The sequence below is a fragment of the Streptomyces sp. NPDC048392 genome (assembly GCF_043200575.1).
Taxonomy (GTDB): domain Bacteria; phylum Actinomycetota; class Actinomycetes; order Streptomycetales; family Streptomycetaceae; genus Streptomyces.
On the sequence record NZ_JBICYB010000063.1, the window covers coordinates 1 to 19,905 of the forward strand.

General features: G+C 70.2%; 13 protein-coding genes, 1 tRNA gene and 1 rRNA gene. 1 reads left to right on the forward strand and 14 read right to left on the reverse strand.

Going from position 1 to position 19,905, the window contains the following annotated elements:
* Positions 1–150: 150 nt before the first annotated feature.
* From ACGFYH_RS35665 to ACGFYH_RS35715, 11 genes are all read right to left on the reverse strand, one after another.
* On the reverse strand, positions 151–528 hold the full coding sequence (locus tag ACGFYH_RS35665; RefSeq protein WP_393807329.1) for an ArsR/SmtB family transcription factor: 378 nt from the start codon (positions 526–528) through the stop codon (positions 151–153).
* Positions 529–655: 127 nt separating this feature from the next.
* Positions 656–955 carry a hypothetical protein gene (locus tag ACGFYH_RS35670; RefSeq protein WP_393807330.1) on the reverse strand — a complete coding sequence of 100 codons (300 nt, stop codon included), beginning with the start codon at positions 953–955 and terminating at the stop codon, positions 656–658.
* Between the two features lie 6 nt (positions 956–961).
* Positions 962–1,432 carry a Dps family protein gene (locus tag ACGFYH_RS35675; protein WP_393807331.1) on the reverse strand — a complete coding sequence of 157 codons (471 nt, stop codon included), beginning with the start codon at positions 1,430–1,432 and terminating at the stop codon, positions 962–964.
* Positions 1,433–1,620: 188 nt separating this feature from the next.
* Positions 1,621–2,001 carry a helix-turn-helix domain-containing protein gene (locus ACGFYH_RS35680; protein WP_003973269.1) on the reverse strand — a complete coding sequence of 127 codons (381 nt, stop codon included), beginning with the start codon at positions 1,999–2,001 and terminating at the stop codon, positions 1,621–1,623.
* Positions 2,002–2,110: 109 nt separating this feature from the next.
* Positions 2,111–2,656: a CinA family protein gene (locus ACGFYH_RS35685; RefSeq protein WP_393807332.1), complete on the reverse strand. Its 546-nt coding sequence runs from the start codon at positions 2,654–2,656 to the stop codon at positions 2,111–2,113.
* Positions 2,653–3,456, reverse strand: a complete 804-nt coding sequence (gene pgsA / locus ACGFYH_RS35690; protein ID WP_393807333.1) for a CDP-diacylglycerol--glycerol-3-phosphate 3-phosphatidyltransferase — start codon at positions 3,454–3,456, stop codon at positions 2,653–2,655. Before pgsA ends, ACGFYH_RS35685 begins: the two co-directional genes overlap by 4 nt.
* On the reverse strand, positions 3,453–4,934 hold the full coding sequence (gene rimO / locus ACGFYH_RS35695) for a 30S ribosomal protein S12 methylthiotransferase RimO (RefSeq protein ID WP_393807334.1): 1,482 nt from the start codon (positions 4,932–4,934) through the stop codon (positions 3,453–3,455). Before rimO ends, pgsA begins: the two co-directional genes overlap by 4 nt.
* Positions 4,935–5,026: 92 nt before the next feature.
* Positions 5,027–5,890 (reverse strand): helix-turn-helix domain-containing protein, encoded by an 864-nt coding sequence (locus ACGFYH_RS35700; protein WP_393807335.1) that lies wholly within the window; start codon positions 5,888–5,890, stop codon positions 5,027–5,029.
* A 259-nt stretch (positions 5,891–6,149) separates the two neighbouring features.
* On the reverse strand, positions 6,150–8,888 hold the full coding sequence (locus tag ACGFYH_RS35705; protein ID WP_393807336.1) for a DNA translocase FtsK: 2,739 nt from the start codon (positions 8,886–8,888) through the stop codon (positions 6,150–6,152).
* Positions 8,889–9,079: 191 nt separating this feature from the next.
* The gene (locus ACGFYH_RS35710) at positions 9,080–9,754 is read right to left on the reverse strand and encodes a two-component system response regulator (protein ID WP_393807337.1); all 675 of its coding nucleotides are present in this window, start codon (positions 9,752–9,754) and stop codon (positions 9,080–9,082) included.
* Positions 9,755–10,200: 446 nt separating this feature from the next.
* On the reverse strand, positions 10,201–15,675 hold the full coding sequence (locus ACGFYH_RS35715) for a HAMP domain-containing protein (protein ID WP_393807338.1): 5,475 nt from the start codon (positions 15,673–15,675) through the stop codon (positions 10,201–10,203).
* A 388-nt stretch (positions 15,676–16,063) separates the two neighbouring features.
* Here ACGFYH_RS35715 and ACGFYH_RS35720 point away from each other — a divergent pair, with 388 nt between their 5' ends.
* Positions 16,064–18,814 carry a SpoIIE family protein phosphatase gene (locus ACGFYH_RS35720; RefSeq protein WP_393807339.1) on the forward strand — a complete coding sequence of 917 codons (2,751 nt, stop codon included), beginning with the start codon at positions 16,064–16,066 and terminating at the stop codon, positions 18,812–18,814.
* Positions 18,815–18,882: 68 nt separating this feature from the next.
* On the opposite strand, the gene ACGFYH_RS35725 is transcribed toward ACGFYH_RS35720, so the two are convergent.
* The 3 genes from ACGFYH_RS35725 to rrf form a co-directional block, all read right to left on the reverse strand.
* Positions 18,883–18,958: transfer RNA gene (locus tag ACGFYH_RS35725), tRNA-Thr, on the reverse strand.
* Positions 18,959–19,041: 83 nt separating this feature from the next.
* On the reverse strand, positions 19,042–19,704 hold the full coding sequence (locus ACGFYH_RS35730) for a DegT/DnrJ/EryC1/StrS family aminotransferase (RefSeq protein WP_393807340.1): 663 nt from the start codon (positions 19,702–19,704) through the stop codon (positions 19,042–19,044).
* Between the two features lie 114 nt (positions 19,705–19,818).
* Positions 19,819–19,905: ribosomal RNA gene (rrf, locus tag ACGFYH_RS35735) — 5S ribosomal RNA — on the reverse strand; the annotation flags it as partial.

Genomic DNA, 19,905 nt, shown 5'->3' on the forward strand with positions numbered 1-19,905 from the left:
TCGGTGACCATCAATCGATCACTCGGGAAGGTACGCCCTCCGCATTCCGCGAGGCACCCCTCCCGAGGCCGATCCACAAGTCCTGAGCATTGCTCGTCGGCGACCAGGGTGAGGGTCAGGTTGTCGAGATCCTTGTCCAGGCTGGGACGCTCATCGGCTCTGTCCTTCCGTATGTCGGTCCGCCTCGGGCTCCGGGGCATCGGCGAGCAGGCCGGACATCCGCTCCACCCGTCCGCGCCAGGCCGCCTCGAGTTCGTCCAGGGCGCGGCGGGCCCGGCCGAGAGCATCCGGGGCGGTACGCACGAGCTGCTCGCGCCCGCGGCGCCGCTTGACCACCAGGCCGGCCCGCTCCAGTACCGCGACGTGCTTCTGCACCGCCGCGAAGCTCATCGGGTACGTGTCGGCCAGCCGTGACACCGACAGGTCGTCCCGCACACAACGGCGCAGGATGTCGCGGCGCGTCATGTCGGCCAGGGCGTGGAACAGGCGGTCCGTGGCCGTCTCTTCGACCCACTCGTCTACAACCATTTGGTTGTACGTTACTCCGCGCACGGCCCGTCCGCGAAGGCAGCGTCTCCCGTCCGCCAGGACGGTCGGCTCACCCCGCCACTCACCGACCGGGTCCGCCTCCGCCCGTTCACCACCGACCTGCACATCACCGTGTGGCACCTTCCGGACCCGCGTCGCCCGGACCGGCCTCCTCAGGGCCGGATGCCGTCGGACCGCGCACCGCCCCGCCCAGGGCCCGTCGCCACCGGCCCGCCCCCAGCGCCCCCGCGGCCCGGCGCCGCGGCACACAGTGCACCGGCAGCACGCTCAGCCCCCAGCCGCCGGCCGCGACCGCCCCTTCGAGCACCCCGGCGCCGGGCTCCAGCGCGAGTCGCAGCACGGCCCACCACCACAGCAGCCCGAGGCCCAGCGCGGCAGCCCGGCGAACCGTCCGCGCCGGCGCCATCCCGCGTCATCCGTTTTCGGCCTGGAACATCCAGTGCTGCTTCTCGAGCTCGGCCGTGATCTGAATGAAGATGTCCTGGCTCACCGGATCGGGGTCGCCGCTCGCCGCGATCCGCTCGCGCATCCGCCCGATCACCGCACCCAGCGCGTCCACGATCGTCTGTACGGCGGTGGTGTCGTCGACCCATCCTTCGGGGGTCACGTCGATGCCGCTGCCGACGGCGACCGTCGCTGCACGCCCGTCCGGGGAGACGCCGAGCGCCGACGCGCGCTCCGCCACGGTGTCCGAGTGCGTGCGGGCGGTGCCGACGAGTTCGTCGAGCTGGAGATGTACGGAGCGAAATCGTGGGCCGACCACGTTCCAGTGGATCTGCTTCGCCACCAGCGCCAGGTCCACCAGGTCGACGAGGGCGCCCTGCAACGCCTCGGAGACGGTTTTCAGGTCCGCGTCGGACAACGGGCTCTTCACGACGTACATCCACGCCTCCGTCGGTTCGCCCCCCGGCCATCTCCCTCCACGATGACCGCACCCGCGCGGACCGGCAAACCGGCGGACGCGCCGACGGCCCTGACGCACGCGTCCGGCACGCGAAAACCCCGACCACGTCGCTCCGGTCTCCCGGAGGATCCCCGGCCGGGGCCTCATACGCACACGTTCCCGGTCGCTCAGGCGGCGACGACGTCCACTGCCTCGGCGGGTGCCTTGATGGTCACCCGTTCCGGTGGCACACCGGTCACCGAGACGGAACCCAGCATCGGGCGTACCGGTGCCGGAACGGTCTCGCTCGGCGTCGCCGCAGCGGACCGGGCCAGCTCGGCGAGGGCGAGTTCGTCGCTGACTTCCCGCATGAGCTCGGACATCCGTACGTCCAGCGCGTCGCAGATGGCGGAGAGCAGCTCGGAAGAAGCCTCCTTCTGCCCCCGCTCCACCTCGGAGAGATAGCCGAGTGAGACTCGGGCGGACGAGGAGACTTCGCGCAGCGTACGGCCCTGGCGTTGGCGCTGCCGACGCAGCACGTCACCCAGCAGGCGACGGAGCAGAATCATCGGTGGCTCCCTCCTCGGACCGTGTAACCGCATCCTTCACGCCCCACCGTACCGCCTCGCGCCGCGGCCGTGCGGGGAGCGATGTCGTGTTCACTCAGGGCTGCAAACATCAAAACCCCCCGTTCCGTTCCTTATCCTGTGTCCGCTCATTCCCGGTCTGTTCGCTCGCAAGCTCCCTCAAAAGAAGTGCGAGTACGCTCCGTACACTCTCCATACGAATTTCCGCGCGGTCGCCGTTCAACCGCAGGGCCTCCACTTTTCCGCCATGGTCGCACCCCTCGTCGGCTCCGAAAGGCCCGTCGACGGCCACGAAGACCGTGCCCACGGGGTGCCCGTCCTGCGGGTCCGGGCCGGCGACGCCTGTCGTCGCGATGCCCCAGTCGGCGCCGAGCGCCGTGCGTACACCTGCCGCCATCTGGGCGGCGACCTGGGGATCCACCGCTCCGCTCGCCGCGAGGAGCGAGGCGTCGACACCCAGCAGTTGCTGCTTCAGCTCCGTCGCGTACGCGGTGACGGAGCCGCGGAACGCCTTGGACGCCCCGGGGACCGCCGTGATCGCGGCAGCAGCCATTCCACCGGTCAGCGACTCGGCGACCGCGAGGGTCTCGCCCCTGACGGTGAGTAGTCGCACCACGTCGGCGGCCGTGGAACTCAAGCTTCCCTCTCCTTCAACGCCGCTCTGCGTTCGGCGATTCCCCGGCGGCGCAGCACAATGGCCTGCTTCACATAGTCGAGGCCCGTCGCCACGGTCAGGACGACCGCCGCCGCCATCACCCAGAACCTCAGGGTGGCCAGAGGCCCCGTAAGCGCCAGGACGTACATGCCGACGGCGATGCCCTGGGTGAGGGTCTTGAGCTTGCCGCCGCGGCTCGCGGGGATGACGCCGTACCGGATGACCACGAAACGAAGGACGGTGATCCCGAGTTCCCGGCCGAGGATGACGGCCGTCACCCACCACGGCAGGTCGCCCAGCGCGGACAGGCAGACGAGCGCCGCTCCCATGATCGCCTTGTCGGCGATGGGGTCGGCGATCTTCCCGAAGTCGGTGACAAGGTTGTAGGTGCGGGCCAGATGCCCGTCGAAGAGGTCCGTGATCATGGCGACGGCGAAGGCCGCCCAGGCGAACGACCGCCAGGCCGGGTCGTACCCGCCGTTGCCCAGCATCAGCGCGACGAAGGCCGGCACGAGCAGCAGCCGCAGCATGGTCAGGAGATTGGCGACGTTCCAGACGCTCGCCTGGTTGACGGCGGCGGCCGCGATCTTGCCTCCGCGTCCGGCGGCACCGCCTTCGGTGGCGCCCCGCTCCGCCGTACCCCGCTCCGTCGCGCCCCGTTCCACGCCGCACCCCGGAGTCCCGCGCTCGGCCGGTTCCCGCGCCGCACCCGGGGCGCCGCGCGGGCCGGTCCCGCGCGCACCGGAGGAGCCGCCCGCCGCGGACGCCGGGACTCCGGTCATCTGCCGGCCTCCTCACTCCACCGGGGGGAACCCGGCAGCGGTTCGGCCACCAGGTCGACACCCTCCGTACCGACCACCTTCGCGTCGACCATACGACCGACACTCAGGCCTTCGCCGCCCGTGAGCAGCACCTGGCCGTCCGTCTCAGGCGCCTGGTGCTCCGCGCGGCCGCGAACGCCGTCCCCCTCGCCGGCGGACTCCACCGACTCGACGAGTACCCGGACGGTGGCGCCGACGCGCTCCTCGGCCCGCTGCGAGACGAGTTCCTCGGCCAGGCGGGAGACACGTGCCAGCCGCTCGGCGACGACGTCCTCGTCCAGCTTGTCGCCGTAGGTCGCCGCTTCGGTGCCCTCCTCGTCGGAGTAGCCGAAGACGCCGATGGCGTCCAGCCGGGCGTGGTTCAGGAACCGCTCGAGCTCGGCGAGGTCGGCCGCGGACTCGCCGGGGAAGCCCACGATGAAGTTGGAGCGCACACCGGCCTCGGGGGCCTTGCTCCGGATGGTGTCGAGCAGCTCCAGGAAGCGGTCGGTGTCGCCGAAGCGGCGCATGGCGCGCAGCACGTTCGGCGCGGAGTGCTGGAAGGAGAGGTCGAAGTAGGGCACGACCTTCGGGGTGGAGGTCAGCACGTCGATCAGCCCGGGGCGCATCTCGGCCGGCTGGAGGTAGCTGACGCGCACCCGCTCGATGCCGTCGACGTCGGCGAGGTCGGGCAGCAGCGACTCCAGCAGGCGGATGTCGCCGAGGTCCTTGCCGTAGGAGGTGTTGTTCTCGGAGACCAGCATGATCTCCTTGACGCCCTGCTCCGCCAGCCACCGCGTCTCGTTGAGCACGTCGCTCGGACGGCGCGAGATGAAGGAGCCGCGGAAGGACGGGATGGCGCAGAAGGAGCAGCGCCGGTCGCAGCCGGAGGCCAGCTTCACCGAGGCGACCGGGGAACCGTCCAGGCGGCGGCGCAGGGGCGCGCGGGGCCCGGAGGCGGGGGCGACGCCCTCGGGGAGGTCGGTCGGGCCGTGTCCCGGCAGGGCGACGGAGGCACCGGCCTCCTGCCGTTCGGCGGGGCTGACCGGCAGGAGCTTGCGCCGGTCGCGCGGGGTGTGGGCGGCGTGGATGCCGCCGTTCAGGATGGTCTGCAGGCGGTCGGAGATGTCGGCGTAGTCGTCGAAGCCGAGGACGCCGTCGGCCTCCGGGAGGGCCTCGGCCAGCTCCTTGCCGTACCGCTCGGCCATGCAGCCCACCGCCACCACGGCCTGGGTTCTTCCATGTCCCTTGAGGTCGTTGGCCTCCAGGAGGGCGTCCACGGAGTCCTTCTTGGCGGCCTCGACGAAGCCGCAGGTGTTCACGACGGCGACGTCCGCTTCCTCGGCGTCCTCGACGAGCTTCCAGCCGTCCGCCTCCAGACGGCCTGCGAGCTCCTCCGAGTCCACCTCGTTACGGGCGCAGCCAAGGGTGACGAGTGCGACGGTACGGCTTTCAGGCATGGGCTCAAGACTACTTTGTCCCGCCGACGGCCCACGTCGACGGGGTTGGCCGATCCCGGCCGACCCCGTGCTGACGCGTCCTGCGGGTCGCCCTATCCGACCTGCGGGTCGCCCTTCGTGTACGTCAGACGCTCCACGGCGCCAGGCTGGAAGTCGTCCTCGATCTTCTTGCCGTTGACGTACAGCTGGACGGCGCCGGCGTCCCCGAGGACGAGCTTGACCTTCTCGTTGTCCTGGAAGGTCTTGGAGTCGCCCTCCTTGAGCAGGCCGTCGAAGAGCAGTCGGCCGTTGTGGTCCTGGGCGGAGATCCAGCTGCGGCCCTCGGTGGCGCTGACCTTGACGGTCACCTTGTCCGCCGGCGCGGCGGCGATGGCGCTGTCGCTCGGTTCCGGCTCGGTGTCGGCGGGCTTGTTCGGCTTGGCGCTCGGCGAGGCGGACTCGCCGGACGACGGCTGGGCCCCCTCGGCGGCGCTCGCCTCGTTGCCGCCGTCGTCACCGCCCTTGACGAACGTGAACCCCACGAAACCGATCACGGCGACGATCGCGGCGACCATGGCGGCGGTCCAGTTGGGTCCGCGTCGCTCGGGGCGGATGCGTTCCGCCTCGAACAGGGGCGCGGCAGGGGTCGGCGCCGGGCGCCCGCCGTGCTCGGCGTCGAACCGCGCGAGCAGTTCGGCCGGGTCGAGCCCGACGGCCTTGGCCAGGGTGCGGATGTGACCGCGCGCGTAGACGTCGCCGCCGCAGGGCGCGAAGTCGTCCGCCTCGATGGCGTGCACGACGGAGATCCGGACCCGGGTGGCGGTGGTGAGGTCGTCGACGGTCAGCCCGGCGGCGATCCGTGCCTGCCGCAGGGCACGGCCGACGGAGGGGCGGGCTTCCTCGGAAACGTCTTCAGGGACGCCTTGGGACACGTCTTCGATCGGACGCTCGTCTTCAGGGGAGTTGCCGTTGGACACGGGGGCGCCTTTCGAGCGTTTAGCCGCCTGTGCTGGGCGTTCAGTCTAGGGGGGTAGCAAACGGGTGGGGCAACCGGGCAGTACGACTTTGTACGCCATCGGAATGGCCCGGCACACCGATGGCGGACTACCTGTTTGTCACTTCGCTCAACTTGACGTAGGGCGTGGGGAAACGGTTGCTCACTGATCCCTAACGGGTGAGTCACGATCGGCCGGCCGGCCGCCGTGACCTCCGTCGGGGAACCCTCGCTCACCGTCCCTACCCTTCAGACTCCCCCCGGATCAGCGCGAGCACGCCGTCCAGCTCGTCCGGCTTCACAAGAACGTCACGAGCCTTCGAACCTTCGCTCGGTCCGACGATGCTCCGCGACTCCATCAGGTCCATCAGGCGTCCGGCCTTGGCGAAGCCGACGCGCAGCTTGCGCTGGAGCATGGAGGTCGACCCGAACTGCGTGGAGACGACCAGCTCGGCCGCCTGGCACAGCAGGTCGAGGTCGTCGCCGATGTCCTCGTCGATCTCCTTCTTCTGCTTGGTGCCGACGGTGACGTCGTCGCGGAAGACCGGCGCCATCTGGTCCTTGCAGTGCTGGACGACGACCGCGACCTCCTCCTCGGTCACGAACGCGCCCTGCATACGGGTCGGCTTGTTCGCGCCCATCGGCAGGAAGAGGCCGTCGCCCTTGCCGATCAGTTTCTCGGCGCCGGGCTGGTCGAGGATGACCCGGGAGTCGGCGAGCGAGGAGGTGGCGAAGGCGAGCCGCGAGGGCACGTTGGCCTTGATCAGCCCGGTGACGACGTCCACGGAGGGCCGCTGGGTGGCGAGCACCAGGTGGATGCCGGCCGCGCGCGCGAGCTGGGTGATCCTGACGATCGCGTCCTCGACGTCCCGCGGCGCCACCATCATCAGGTCGGCCAGCTCGTCGACGATGACCAGCAGGTACGGGTACGGCTGGAGTTCACGCTCGCTGCCCTCGGGCGGCTTGGCCCTGCCCTCGCGCACCGCGCGGTTGAAGTCGTCGATGTGCCGGTAGCCGTAGGCGGCGAGGTCGTCGTAGCGCAGGTCCATCTCGCGCACGACCCACTGGAGCGCTTCGGCGGCCCGCTTCGGGTTGGTGATGATCGGCGTGATCAGGTGCGGGATGCCCTCGTACGCGGTCAGCTCGACGCGCTTGGGGTCGACCAGGATCATCCGGACGTCCTCGGGGGTCGCCCGCATCATGATCGAGGTGATCAGGCAGTTGATGCAGGACGACTTGCCGGACCCGGTGGCACCCGCGACCAGTATGTGCGGCATCTTCGCCAGCGAGTGCATGACGTAGCCGCCCTCGACGTCCTTGCCGAACGCGACCAGCATCGGGTCGTCGTCCTCGGCGGATTCCGCGAGGCGCAGCACGTCGCCGAGGTTGACCATCTCCCGGTCGGTGTTGGGGATCTCGATGCCGACCGCGGACTTGCCGGGGATCGGGCTGATGATCCGCACGTCGGGGCTGGCGACGGCGTACGCGATGTTCTTGGTCAGCGCGGTGATCCGCTCGACCTTCACGGCGGGGCCCAGCTCGACCTCGTAGCGCGTGACCGTCGGGCCGCGGGTGAAGCCGGTGACTGCGGCGTCGACCTTGAACTCGGTGAAGACGGTGGTCAGCGAGGCGACTATGGCGTCGTTCGCGGCGCTGCGGGCCTTGCCGGGGCCGCCGCGCGTGAGGAGGTCGAGGGCGGGCAGCGAGTAGGTGACGTCGCCGGAGAGCTGGAGCTGCTCGGCGCGCGGCGGCAGATCCCGTTCCTTGGGCAGCGGGGTCTTCGTGAGGTCGGGGACCCCTCCGCCCGCCGAGTCCGGTCGGGGCGCCTTGGCGGCGTCCTTCTTGAGCTTCCCCGGCTGCGGGCGCGCGGCCGGCACGGGGGTGGGGGTCGGGGTCGTCGACTCGCGGTCCCCCGTGCCGACGCCCTGGGTGAGGTCGGCGACCAGCGGTGACGGCGGCATCCCGTGCAGTACGGCGCCGTCCAGCGCGGCGGCGGCGGCCGCGGCGACGTCCACGGCGTCCATCGGACGGTCCGTCTCGGGCTGCGGCACGGCGGACCGCCGGGGCCTGCCGCGGCGCCGGGTGAGCGCCTCCTGCTCGGCCGCCCCTGGGTCGTACGGCTCGACGGTGGCCGGGCCCCCGCGCCTGCGGGACCGGGCGGGCAGCGCCTCGCGCCACTGATCGTCGTAGCGCTCGTCCTCGTCGGTGAACGCGTCCGCCTCCGGGTCGCCGACCACACCGAGCCGCACCCCGAGCTGCCGCAGCCGCTGCGGGATCGCGTTGACCGGGGTCGCTGTGACGACGAGCAGCCCGAATACCGTGAGCAGCACGAGCAGCGGCACGGCCAGGACATCGGTCATCGTGTACGACAGCGGGGTCGCCGCGCCCCAGCCGATGAGGCCGCCGGCGTCCCTTATGGCCTGCATGCCGTCGCTGCGGGCCGGTGAACCGCAGGCGATGTGCACCTGGCCGAGCACACCGATGACGAGCGCCGACAGACCGATCACGATCCGTCCGTTGGCCTCGGGCTTCTCGGGGTGCCGGATCAGGCGTACCGCGATGGCGCCGAGCAGGATCGGCGCGAGCAGGTCGAGCCGGCCGAAGGCGCCGGTCACCAGGATCTCGATGAGGTCGCCCACGGGCCCCTTGAGGTCGGCCCAGGTGCCCGCGGCGACGATCAGCGCGACGCCGAGCAGCAGCAGCGCGACGCCGTCCTTGCGGTGGGCGGGGTCGAGGTTCCTGGCGCCCTGCCCTATGCCGCGGAAGACGGCGCCGACTCCGTGGGCGAGGCCCAGCCAGAGCGCGCGCACCAGCCGGTAGACGCCTCCGGTGGGGCTCGGAACGGTCTTGGGCACGGGCTTCTTCGCCACGGCCTTCTTGGCGGGCGCCTTCTTGGCGGGCGCTTTCCTCGCCGGACCCTTCGCGGGAGCGGCCGCCTTCTTCGCGGGCTGCTTCTTGGCTGCGGAGGGACGTGAGGCCATAGGTGTGAGGTTACCGGGGGAGACGGCAGTCGACACGTGTGCCTACCGCTTCACCCGTTCGTGTCGCCCACGTGAGGGAACGGAACTGACGCTTCCGGTACAGCCGCTGACAAGTCCTCACAGAACGCCTCGCTGTCCTCGCGGGTCACGGCTCGCGGCCGTCGCCCCCGCGGGACATCCCACGCGGGGAGTCAGTTGACGGTGGCCTGGCCTCCGGACGAGCCCGGCTCCAGCGCGTCAAGCGCCCGCCGCAGTCCGGTGAGCTTGCGCTCCAGATGCGCGGCCGTCGCCACCGCCGCCGCGTCGGTCGACTCGTCGCCCAGCTGTTTGGACAGCGCCTCCGCCTGCTCCTCCACGGCCGCCAGCCGCGCCGACAGCTCGGCGAGCAGCCCAGCGGGCTCCTTGGCCGCACCGGCCTCGGCCTTGCCGCCGCCCTCCAACTGGAGGCGCAGCAGAGACGCCTGTTCACGCAGCTGGCAGTTCTTCATGTACAGCTCGACGAAGACGGAGACCTTCGCGCGCAGCACCCACGGGTCGAACGGCTTGGAGATGTAGTCCACCGCGCCCGCCGCGTACCCGCGGAAGGTGTGGTGGGGGCCGTGGTTGATCGCGGTGAGGAAGATGATCGGGATGTCCCGGGTCCGCTCCCGTCGCTTGATGTGCGCGGCGGTTTCGAAACCGTCCATGCCCGGCATCTGGACGTCCAGCAGAATGACCGCGAAGTCGTCCGTGAGCAGTGCTTTGAGCGCTTCCTCCCCGGACGATGCCCGCACCAGCGTCTGATCGAGCGCCGAGAGGATCGCCTCCAGCGCAAGCAGATTCTCCGGCCGGTCATCGACCAGGAGGATCTTGGCCTTCTGCACCATGGCCCGCCCTCCTCGCCCCGGCGTGGGGCCTCCCCTGTCCGCAGGACTCGGCACGGCACCGGCCGGTGCCGCCCCGGGGGACGGCTCCCTTGCGCCGCCCGTCCTTGTGCCGGTCATCGTAGCCGCACCCCGCCCGTCGCCACACCCTGTCACCGTGATGTCACTGTGCTCGTAGCAGAAACGCGCGGGAGACCAGAAGGTTCCCCGCATCCCGTGCTTCTACACGGCTTCGGGCACGCCGAGTCGGCGACTTCGTGCGGACTCCGAAGGTTCCCGCCGTTTACACACGCCCCACGTTCGCACACCTTCCGAGCGGAGCGCACGGAAGGTGCCCGTACGTACGCGGACACCGTGCCCGAACGTACTACGGGCCCGAGGTCCGAACGTACCGTCCGCTTCCCGCCGGCCGGCCGCGGTTCCCGTGGGTCGCCGCCGGCTCGCGGCGCTCAGTCCTCGCGCATCCACTGCTGCATCACCGTCAGCAGGTGGTCGGGGTCGACCGGCTTCGTCACGTAGTCGGACGCGCCCGACTCGATCGCCTTCTCCCGGTCGCCCTTCATCGCCTTCGCGGTCAGCGCGATGATCGGCAGACCGGCGAACTGGGGCATCCGGCGGATCGCCGTGGTCGTCGCGTAGCCGTCCATCTCGGGCATCATGATGTCCATCAGGACGACCGTCACGTCCTCGTGCTGCTCCAGGACCTCGATGCCCTCGCGCCCGTTCTCGGCGTACAGCACGGACAGGCCGTGCTGCTCCAGGACGCTGGTGAGCGCGAAGACGTTGCGGATGTCGTCGTCGACGATCAGGACCTTCTGCCCGCCGAAGCGGACCCCGTGGACCGGCTGCGGCGGCGCCGCCTCCAGCTCGTCTCCCGGCCGCCCCTCCCGCACCGCGGGCAGTTCCTCGGTCTCGGCCGGCCTTCGGCGACGCCGGAAGAGCGCCGCCGCACCGTTCTGCGCGTTCTGGTACGACTTCACCTCGGCCGGCGTCTCGATGTCCGTCCCCGGCGGCTCGGCCGCCGCACCCGGGGACGCCGGCAGCTCGCCCGCCCCCACGGGGGGAAGGGCCGTCTGGTAGCCGTGCGAAGGCAGCTCGCTCGGGTGCAGGGGCAGGTAGAGCGTGAACGTGGAGCCGCGGCCCGGTTCGCTCTGCGCCTGGATCTCACCCCCCAGCAACTGCGCGATCTCCCGCGAGATGGACAGTCCCAGGCCCGTTCCGCCGTACTTGCGGCTGGTGGTGCCGTCGGCCTGCTTGAACGCCTCGAAGATCACCCGCATCTTGCTGGCCGCGATACCGATACCGGTGTCGCTCACGGAGAAGGCGATCAGTTCGGCATCCGGGTCGTTCATCGAACCGGCCTCCAGCAACTGCTCCCGGATGGCCTGCGGAACGTCGTCCCGGGCCGGCCGGATGACCAGCTCGACGGCTCCCGAGTCGGTGAACTTCACCGCGTTGGACAACAGGTTGCGCAGCACCTGGAGCAGCCGCTGCTCGTCGGTGTGGAGCGTGGCGGGCAGCTCCGGCGACACCCGCACCGACAGGTCCAGGCCCTTCTCCGCCGTCAGCGGCCGGAAGGTGGCCTCCACGTAGTCGACGAGCTGGACGAGCGCGATGCGCGTCGGGGAGACGTCCATCTTGCCCGCCTCCACCTTCGACAGGTCGAGGATGTCGTTGATGAGCTGGAGCAGGTCGGACCCGGCGCCGTGGATCGTCTCGGCGAACTCGACCTGCTTCGGGGACAGGTTCGCGTCGGCGTTGTCGGCGAGCAGCTTGGCCAGGATCAGCAGCGAGTTGAGCGGCGTACGCAGCTCGTGGGACATGTTGGCCAGGAACTCGCTCTTGTAGCGCATCGAGACCGCGAGCTGTTCGGCGCGCTCCTCCAGGACCTGCCGCGCCTCCTCGATCTCGGTGTTCTTCACCTCGATGTCGCGGTTCTGCTGCGCCAGCAGCTCGGCCTTCTCCTCCAGTTCGGCGTTGGACGACTGGAGGGCCTTCTGCCGCTGCTCCAACTCCTCGGAACGGTCACGCAGTTGCTCGGTCAGCTCCTGGGACTGCTTCAGCAGCACCTCCGTCTTGGTGTTGACGGAGATGGTGTTGACGCTCGTCGCGATCATCTCGGCGATCTGGTTCAGGAAGTCCTTCTGGATGTGCGTGAACGGCGTGAAGGACGCCAGCTCGATGACGCCGAGCACCTGCCCCTCGAACAGCACCGGCAGGACGATCACCTGGGCGGGCGGGGCCTCGCCGAGTCCGGAGGAGATCTTCAGGTAGCCGCTCGGCGCGTTCTCCACGAGGATCGTGCGCTTCTCCTGGGCGGCCGTTCCCACCAGTGCCTCCCCCGGCCGGAACGAGGTGGGCATGGACCCCATCGAGTAGCCGTACGACCCGAGCATGCGCAGCTCGTAGGCGTCCTCCTCGGCCCCCGCCTGGTCCTGGCCGTCGACCAGGGGCATCGCGAGGAAGAACGCCCCGTGCTGGGCGGAGACCACGGGCGTCAGTTCGCTCATGATCAGCGAGGCCACGTCCTGGAGATCCCGGCGGCCCTGCATGAGCCCGGAGATCCGGGCCAGGTTGCCCTTGAGCCAGTCCTGCTCCTTGTTGGCGATGGTGGTGTCGCGCAGGTTGGCGATCATCTTGTTGATGTAGTCCTGCAGCTCGGAGATCTCGCCGGAGGCGTCCACATCGATCTTCAGGTTCAGGTCGCCGCGGGTCACCGCGGTCGCCACGCGCGCGATGGCACGCACCTGCCGGGTGAGGTTCCCGGCCATCTCGTTCACGGACTCCGTCAGGTCGCGCCAGGTGCCGTCGACGTCACGCACCCGCGCCTGACCGCCCAGCTGCCCCTCCGTGCCCACCTCACGGGCCACGCGGGTGACCTCCTCGGCGAAGGACGACAGCTGGTCGACCATCGTGTTGATGGTCGTCTTCAGCTCCAGGATCTCGCCGCGCGCGTCGATGTCGATCTTCTTGGTCAGGTCGCCCTTGGCGATCGCCGTGGTGACCATGGCGATGTTGCGTACCTGGCCGGTCAGGTTGGACGCCATCTGGTTCACCGACTCGGTGAGGTCCTTCCAGGTGCCGGACACGCCCGACACGTGCGCCTGACCGCCGAGGATGCCGTCGGTCCCCACCTCACGGGCCACCTTGGTGACCTGGTCGGCGAACGAACTGAGCGTCTTCACCATGGTGTTGAACGTATCGGCGAGCTGCGCGACCTCGCCGCGCGCCTCGATCGTCACCGTCCGCGTCAGGTCGCCGTTGGCCACGGCCGCGGCCACCTGGGAGATGTTCCGCACCTGCACGGTGAGATTCTTCGCCATCAGGTTGACGTTGTCGCTGAGGTCCTTCCAGATGCCCACGACGCCGGGCACGTGCGCCTGGCCGCCCAGGATGCCCTCCGTACCCACCTCTCGGGCCATCCGCGTGACCTGCTCGGCGAAGGACGACAGCTGGTCCACCATCGTGTTGACGGTGGTGACCAGCTCGAGGATCTCGCCCTTGGCGTCGACGGTGATCTTCTTCGACAGGTCGCCCTTGGCCACCGCGGTGGTCACCTCGGCGATGTTGCGGACCTGCATGGTCAGGTTGTTGGCCATGCCGTTCACGGACTGGGTGAGGTCCTTCCAGGTGCCGGAGACGCCCTGCACCTCCGCCTGGCCGCCGAGGATGCCCTCGGTGCCCACCTCGCGCGCGACGCGCGTGACCTCCTGGGCGAACGACGACAGCTGGTCCACCATCGTGTTCAGCGTGTTCTTCAGTTCCAGGATCTCGCCGCGCGCGTCCACGGTGATCTTCTGCGACAGGTCACCGCGTGCCACGGCCGTCGCGACCTGCGCGATGTTGCGCACCTGCGCGGTGAGGTTGCCGGCCATGCCGTTCACCGAGTCGGTCAGGTCGCGCCACACACCGGCGACGCCGGGCACCTGCGCCTGACCGCCGAGGCGGCCCTCGGTCCCCACCTCGCGGGCGACCCGGGTGACCTGCTCGGCGAAGGAGGACAGCTGGTCGACCATCGTGTTGATGGTGTTCTTGAGCTCCAGGATCTCACCGCGCGCGTCGACGTCGATCTTCTGGGAGAGGTCGCCCCGCGCCACCGCGGTCGTCACCTGGGCGATGTTGCGCACCTGGGAGGTCAGGTTCCCGGCCATCGAGTTGACGGAGTCCGTCAACTCCTTCCAGGTCCCCGACACGCCGTCGACCCTGGCCTGACCGCCGAGGCGGCCCTCCGTGCCCACGTCCCGGGCCATCCGCGTGACCTGGTCGGCGAAGCTCGACAGCTGGTCCACCATGGTGTTCACGGTGTTCTTCAGCTGGAGCATCTCACCGGAGACGTCCACGGTGACCTTCTGCGACAGGTCGCCGTTGGCCACCGCCGTGGTCACCTGGGCGATGTTCCTCACCTGACCGGTGAGGTTGCGGAACGCGGTGTTGACGGAGTCAGTCAGGTCCTTCCACGTCCCCGCCGCGCCCGGCACCTGCGCCTGGCCGCCCAGCTCGCCCTCGACACCGACCTCCCGCGCCACCCGTGTGACCTCGGCACCGAAGGCGGACAGCTGGTCGACCATCGTGTTGACGGTGTTCTTCAGCTCCAGCATCTCGCCGGCCACGTCGACGGTGACCTTCTGCGACAGGTCACCGCTGGCCACGGCCGTCGTCACCGCGGCGATGTCGCGCACCTGAGTGGTCAGGTTCCGGAAGACGGTGTTGACGGAGTCCGTCAGGTCCTTCCAGATGCCGGCCGCGCCCGGCACGTTCGCCTGGCCGCCGAGCTGTCCCTCGCCGCCGGTCTCGTTGGCCACGCGCGTGACCTCGTCCGCGAAGATCCGCAGCGTCTCGGTCATCTGGTTGATCGTCTCGGCGAGCTGCGCGACCTCGCCCCGGGCCGGCACCGTCACCTTCTTCGACAGGTCGCCGTTGGCGACGGCCGTCGTCACGTGGGAGATCTCACGCACCTGGGCCGTCAGGTTCCCGGCCATGGTGTTGACGGAGTCGGTCAGCTCCTTCCACACCCCGGCCACGCCCGGCACCTGCGCCTGCCCGCCCAGGGCACCCTCGGTGCCCACCTCGCGGGCGACGCGCGTCACCTCGGAGGAGAACGCGGAGAGCTGGTCCACCATCGTGTTGACGGTGTTCTTCAGCTCCAGCATCTCGCCGGCCACGTGAACCGTGACCTTCCGGGACAGGTCACCCTTGGCCACCGCCGTCGTCACCAGCGCGATGTCCCGCACCTGGGCGGTGAGCCGGTACGCCATCGTGTTGACGGAGTCCGTCAGGTCCTTCCACGAACCGGACATCCCGCGCACCCGGGCCTGGCCGCCCAGCTTGCCCTCGGTGCCGACCTCGCTGGCCACGCGGGTGACCTCGTCCGTGAACGTCGACAACTGGTCGACCAGGTTGTTCACGGTCCGGCCGACCTTCAGGAACTCACCGCGCAGCGGCTGCCCGGTGCCCTCCTCGCTCTGCGTCCGCAGCTCCATGCGGGGCGACAGATCACCGTCCGCCACCGCCGAAAGCACCCGGCTGACCTCGGAGACGGGCCGTACGAGGTCGTCCACCAGCGCGTTCGAGTTGTCGATCGCCGTCGCCCAGGACCCCTCGCAGGCCCCTGTCTCCAGCCGCTCCGTGAGTTTTCCCTCACGGCCGACCACGCGTCGCACCCGGGCCAGCTCACCCGTGAGGTGGAGATTGCGGTCGGCCACCTCGTTGAAGACCGCCGCGATCTCCGACATCACGCCGTCGCCGGACACCGTGAGCCGTTTGCGGAAGTTCCCCTCCCGCATGGACACGAGCGCAGCGAGCAGCCGGTTCAGCGCGGCCGTGTCCACCGGCGTACTGCCGCCCCGCGTTTTGCCCTGGTTACTCAGGGACTGTCCGCCTTTCGCGCGCGTCTTCGTGGCCCGCGTCGCTGCGCCAGACTCCACTGTGTCCCTCCCGCAGGGGTCGACCGATACCGCTGTGCCCGGCCGCCGACTCGGCGGACCGGTACTGCCGCGTACTTCCTGTGCCGCCGGACGATCCGACCCGGCTCGCCGGGCCGCTTCCAGGGCTGCTGCCCACCCGACTCGGCACGCATTCACCTGCCCGGACCTTCATGAGCAGCCTGCCCAGTGTTTCACCCCGGCCGAACCAGGCCATAACAGTTCGGCAGCTTCGCACATCGTCCGCACACCCTCTGGGCGGAAACACAGCAGACCGGCATCCGCATGGACCGCGAAGGTAAGTAACCTTGCATACGGCTGTCCAGCCAAACCGGTCCGTCCGGTCTGGGCGGTGACACGGAGACGAGCGGGCATCGGAGGGGCGGCCGGAATGACCACCGGACTGATCCCGGGGGAACAGCCCCCGGATCCCGGGCCGACGGGTGGACTGCCGCAGCAGCGGCGCGAGCCGGTCGGCCATGAGGCCGTGCACGGGGAGAGAGGGTCGAGGAGTTCTGTGATCACCGCGCGCGCGGCCGCCAGCTTCGAGCCCGTCGGACGATCCGTGGCGAGCGCCCGGTCCTTCGTCCGCGACACGCTTCAGGGCTGGGGCCATGCCGACATCGTCGACGACGCCGTGGTGCTCACCAGCGAACTGGTGACCAACGCGGTGGTGCACGCAGGCACCACCGCCGATGTCGTGTGCCTGCGCAGCGACGACGGCGTACGGATCGAGGTCGCCGACCACTATCCGGAGCGTGAGGTACCGCTCCAGGGCTCCCCCGCCAACATGGGCAGTCCCGACCGTGAGGGCGGCCGCGGTCTCCAGCTGTGCGCGGCCCTGGCCGACCGCTGGGGCGTCGAGTACACGCCCACACTCAAGAACGTCTGGTTCCACCTCCATCTGCCGGAGCGTCCGGTCGGCACCCGCGCCGCCGGGCCCTCCCTCCCGGCCGCCCTGCTTCCGCTCGCCGACGGCCGGGTCCGCGTCGCCGTCGTCCAGATCGACCGCACCGGCGCCGTCACATCGTGGAACGAGGACGCCGAGGACCTCTTCGGCTACGCCGCCGACCAGGTCACCGGCAAGCCGCTCACCGACCTCGCCGCCTGGCCGCACACCCCCGGCACCAGCACCGGCATCGCCGAGGCGCTCCGGCTCTCCCGCTGGGAGGGCAGCTACGGCATAAGGGGCGCCAACGGCCGCGTCACCCCGGTGTACGCCTCCCACCTCCGGGTGCGCGACGCCGACGGCGAGCCCTCGACGGTCTGCCTCCTCGTCCGCGACCACGAACGTGCGGTGCTGCAGACGCCGTTGCGCGTGCCGGCCTCCGACTCCCCGTCCTCCGAGGGCCAGAACGCCGACCCCTTCGAGGTGTTCATCGGCTCACCCGCCCCGGACGACCTGGACGGCCTCCTCCAGCGCACGGTCGAACGCGCCCGCGACATGCTCGACGCCGACGCCGCGTTCCTGCTCCTGGCGACCGACGACGAGACGGAGTTGGAGGTCCGCGCCTCCACCGGCCTGCCCTCCGCACGCCAGCGCTTCGCCCGCGTCCCCGTCGAGGCCGGCCCCGGGCGGTACGGCTCGGCGCGCATGCCCGCCGTCCACGACGACCTCGAAGCCGTCCCCGGCGCGGTCCCGCTTCTCAACGGCACGGGCATGCGCTCGGTCGTCACCGTCCCCCTCAAGGTCGAGGGCCGCCTCACGGGATCCCTCGGCGTCGCGGCCGAGTCACCCGGCCGGTACTCCAACGAGGAGGCGCTGCGCCTCCAGTTCGCCGCCGACCGGATCGCCCTGGCCGTCGAGTCGGCCCGCCTCGGCGAGTTGGAGCGGCTGCGCCGTGGCTCGCTCAGCTTCCTCGTCGAGGCCTCCGACCTCCTCGCCGGCACCCTCGACCGCGACCAGACGCTGGCCCTGATGGCCCAGATGACGGTCCCGACGCTGGCCACCTGGTGTGCCGTCTACACCATCGCCGACCAGGCCTCCGACCCGTACCTCTCCTACGTCCTGCACGAGGACGAGGAACTCATCGACGGCATCAAGTCCCTGCTGTCGAAGATCGCCCCGCCCGACCCGGTACCCACCCCGGGCGCCCGGGTGTGGGCGGCCCCCGCGGAGATGGCCCACCAGGCGGCGCTGCGCACCTCCATGCGCGACCTCGGCCTCAGCGGCGACTCGAACCACCAGCTGAGCACCGGCATCGGCCCGACCCTCGCCACCGCCTCCGCGGTCGGTGGCGAGACCGTCGTCCTCCCACTGGTCGCCCGCAACCGCGTCATCGGTATGCTCACGCTCGGCAAGCCCACCGACGACCATTTCCGCCAGGAGATCCTCGAACTCGCCGAGGACCTGTCCCGCCGGGCCGCCCTGGCCCTGGACAACGCCCGCCTGTACTCGGAGCGCACGGCCATCAGCCAGTCCCTCCAGCGCAGCCTCCTGCCCCCTGAGCTCCCCGTCATCGACGGCGTCGAGGTCGAGGTCATCTACCGCGCGGCCGGCGAGGGCAACGAGGTCGGCGGCGACTTCTACGACCTCTTCCCCATCGACGACGACGCGTACGGCTTCGCCATCGGAGACGTCTGCGGCACCGGCCCCAACGCGGCGGCGGTCACGGGCCTGGCCCGGCACGCCCTGCGCCTGCTGGCCCGCGAGGGTCTGAGCGGTCCCGCGGTTCTGGAGCGCCTGAACTCGGCCATCCTCGACGAGGGCGCCCGCAGCCGCTTCCTCACGCTGCTGTACGGCGAGATGCGCCCGCAAGAAGACGGCAGCGCGGAGCTGAAGGTGGTCTGCGCCGGGCACCCGCTCCCCCTCCGCCTCCGCCAGGACGGCACGGTCGAGCCGGCCGCCGAGCCGCAGCCCCTGCTCGGCGTCATCGAGGACCTGGAGCTGTACGAGCAGACGGTCACCCTCGACCCGGGCGACGTTCTGCTCTGCGTCACGGACGGCGTCACCGAACGACGCGAGGGCACCCGCATGCTGGGCGACGACGGCCTCGCCGACGTCCTCACCACCTGCACGGGTCTGACGGCCGGTGCGGTGGCCGCCCGCATCATGCGTGCGGTGGAACGCTTCGCGTCCGACGCCCCGTCCGACGACATGGCGATCCTCGCGATGCGCGTCCCGGAGCCCCACGCGGACTAGCGTGCGGGCCACGGGTCTTGGCCCAGGGCATGCGAAAGACCCCGCCCGATCGGGCGGGGTCTTTGTGCTGGAGCCCCCAAACGGAATCGAACCGTTGACCTTCTCCTTACCATGGAGACGCTCTGCCGACTGAGCTATAGGGGCCTGTCGCTTGTGGAGGTTTTCCTCGCGGCAACGGAATAGATCATACCCCGAACGTGCCGGTGCTCCCAACCACGGACTTGGATTCAGTACGCGGGCTGCAGCAGCCCGCCGAGAGAATTGCAGGCGGACACGATCCGCTGCATGTCCCGCTTGGTCAACGCGGCCTCGACGGGCAGCGCGAGAGTCTCGTCGACGGCCCGCTCCGTCTCCGGCAACGACACACAGCGCCGGAAGGCGGGCATCCGGTGCACGGGGGTCTTCACCGGCACCCGGCATTCGACTCCCCTCGCCAGCACCGCGCGCGCGAACGCGTCACGGTCCGGGCGTCCGTTCCCCGGCACCCGCACCACGTACTGCTCATAGGTGTGCCCGTCACCCCCGTCCGGCGTCCGCACACCTCTCAGCTTCCCGTCCAGATAAGCCGCCCGCTGTCTGCGCCGCGCTATCTCGTCGTACGGCACCTCGGACTCGCCCTGCTCCAGCACGAGCAGGCCGTGGCGCTGTCCGATCGCGTGCAGCGGGCGCACGTCCGCCGGCCGTCCGAACCGGTGCACGACGACAATGGCCGCGGTCCGGGACGTCAGCTCCGCCTCTACCACGGAGGCGTCCAGGCAGTACGTCGCCGGATCTATGTCCGCGAACACCGGCAACGCCCCGACCTGGACCACGGCCTCGGCGACTTCCACGTTTCCGAAGGCAGGGAGGACGACCTCGTCGCCGACTCCTACGCCGGCGGCCCTGAGCATTGCTGCGGTACCCATATGCTCGATGGTCGGGGCGCAACGTGAACTCGAAGTGACGGAAAGCAAAAAAGGGCTGGTCCCGGAACCGAAGTTCCGGGACCAGCCCTTTCAATGATTGTTCGGCGGCGTCCTACTCTCCCACAGGGTCCCCCCTGCAGTACCATCGGCGCTGTAAGGCTTAGCTTCCGGGTTCGAAATGTAACC

Bases quoted from the DNA above. Each gene is read 5' to 3' on its own strand.
- ACGFYH_RS35665 (WP_393807329.1), bottom strand. From the start codon at position 528: ATGGTTGTAGACGAGTGGGTCGAAGAGACGGCCACGGACCGCCTGTTC.
- ACGFYH_RS35670 (WP_393807330.1), bottom strand. From the start codon at position 955: ATGGCGCCGGCGCGGACGGTTCGCCGGGCTGCCGCGCTGGGCCTCGGG.
- ACGFYH_RS35675 (WP_393807331.1), bottom strand. From the start codon at position 1,432: ATGTACGTCGTGAAGAGCCCGTTGTCCGACGCGGACCTGAAAACCGTC.
- ACGFYH_RS35680 (WP_003973269.1), bottom strand. From the start codon at position 2,001: ATGATTCTGCTCCGTCGCCTGCTGGGTGACGTGCTGCGTCGGCAGCGC.
- pgsA (WP_393807333.1), bottom strand. From the start codon at position 3,456: ATGACCGGAGTCCCGGCGTCCGCGGCGGGCGGCTCCTCCGGTGCGCGC.
- rimO (WP_393807334.1), bottom strand. From the start codon at position 4,934: ATGCCTGAAAGCCGTACCGTCGCACTCGTCACCCTTGGCTGCGCCCGT.
- ACGFYH_RS35705 (WP_393807336.1), bottom strand. From the start codon at position 8,888: ATGGCCTCACGTCCCTCCGCAGCCAAGAAGCAGCCCGCGAAGAAGGCG.
- ACGFYH_RS35710 (WP_393807337.1), bottom strand. From the start codon at position 9,754: ATGGTGCAGAAGGCCAAGATCCTCCTGGTCGATGACCGGCCGGAGAAT.
- ACGFYH_RS35720 (WP_393807339.1), top strand. From the start codon at position 16,064: ATGACCACCGGACTGATCCCGGGGGAACAGCCCCCGGATCCCGGGCCG.
- ACGFYH_RS35730 (WP_393807340.1), bottom strand. From the start codon at position 19,704: ATGCTCAGGGCCGCCGGCGTAGGAGTCGGCGACGAGGTCGTCCTCCCT.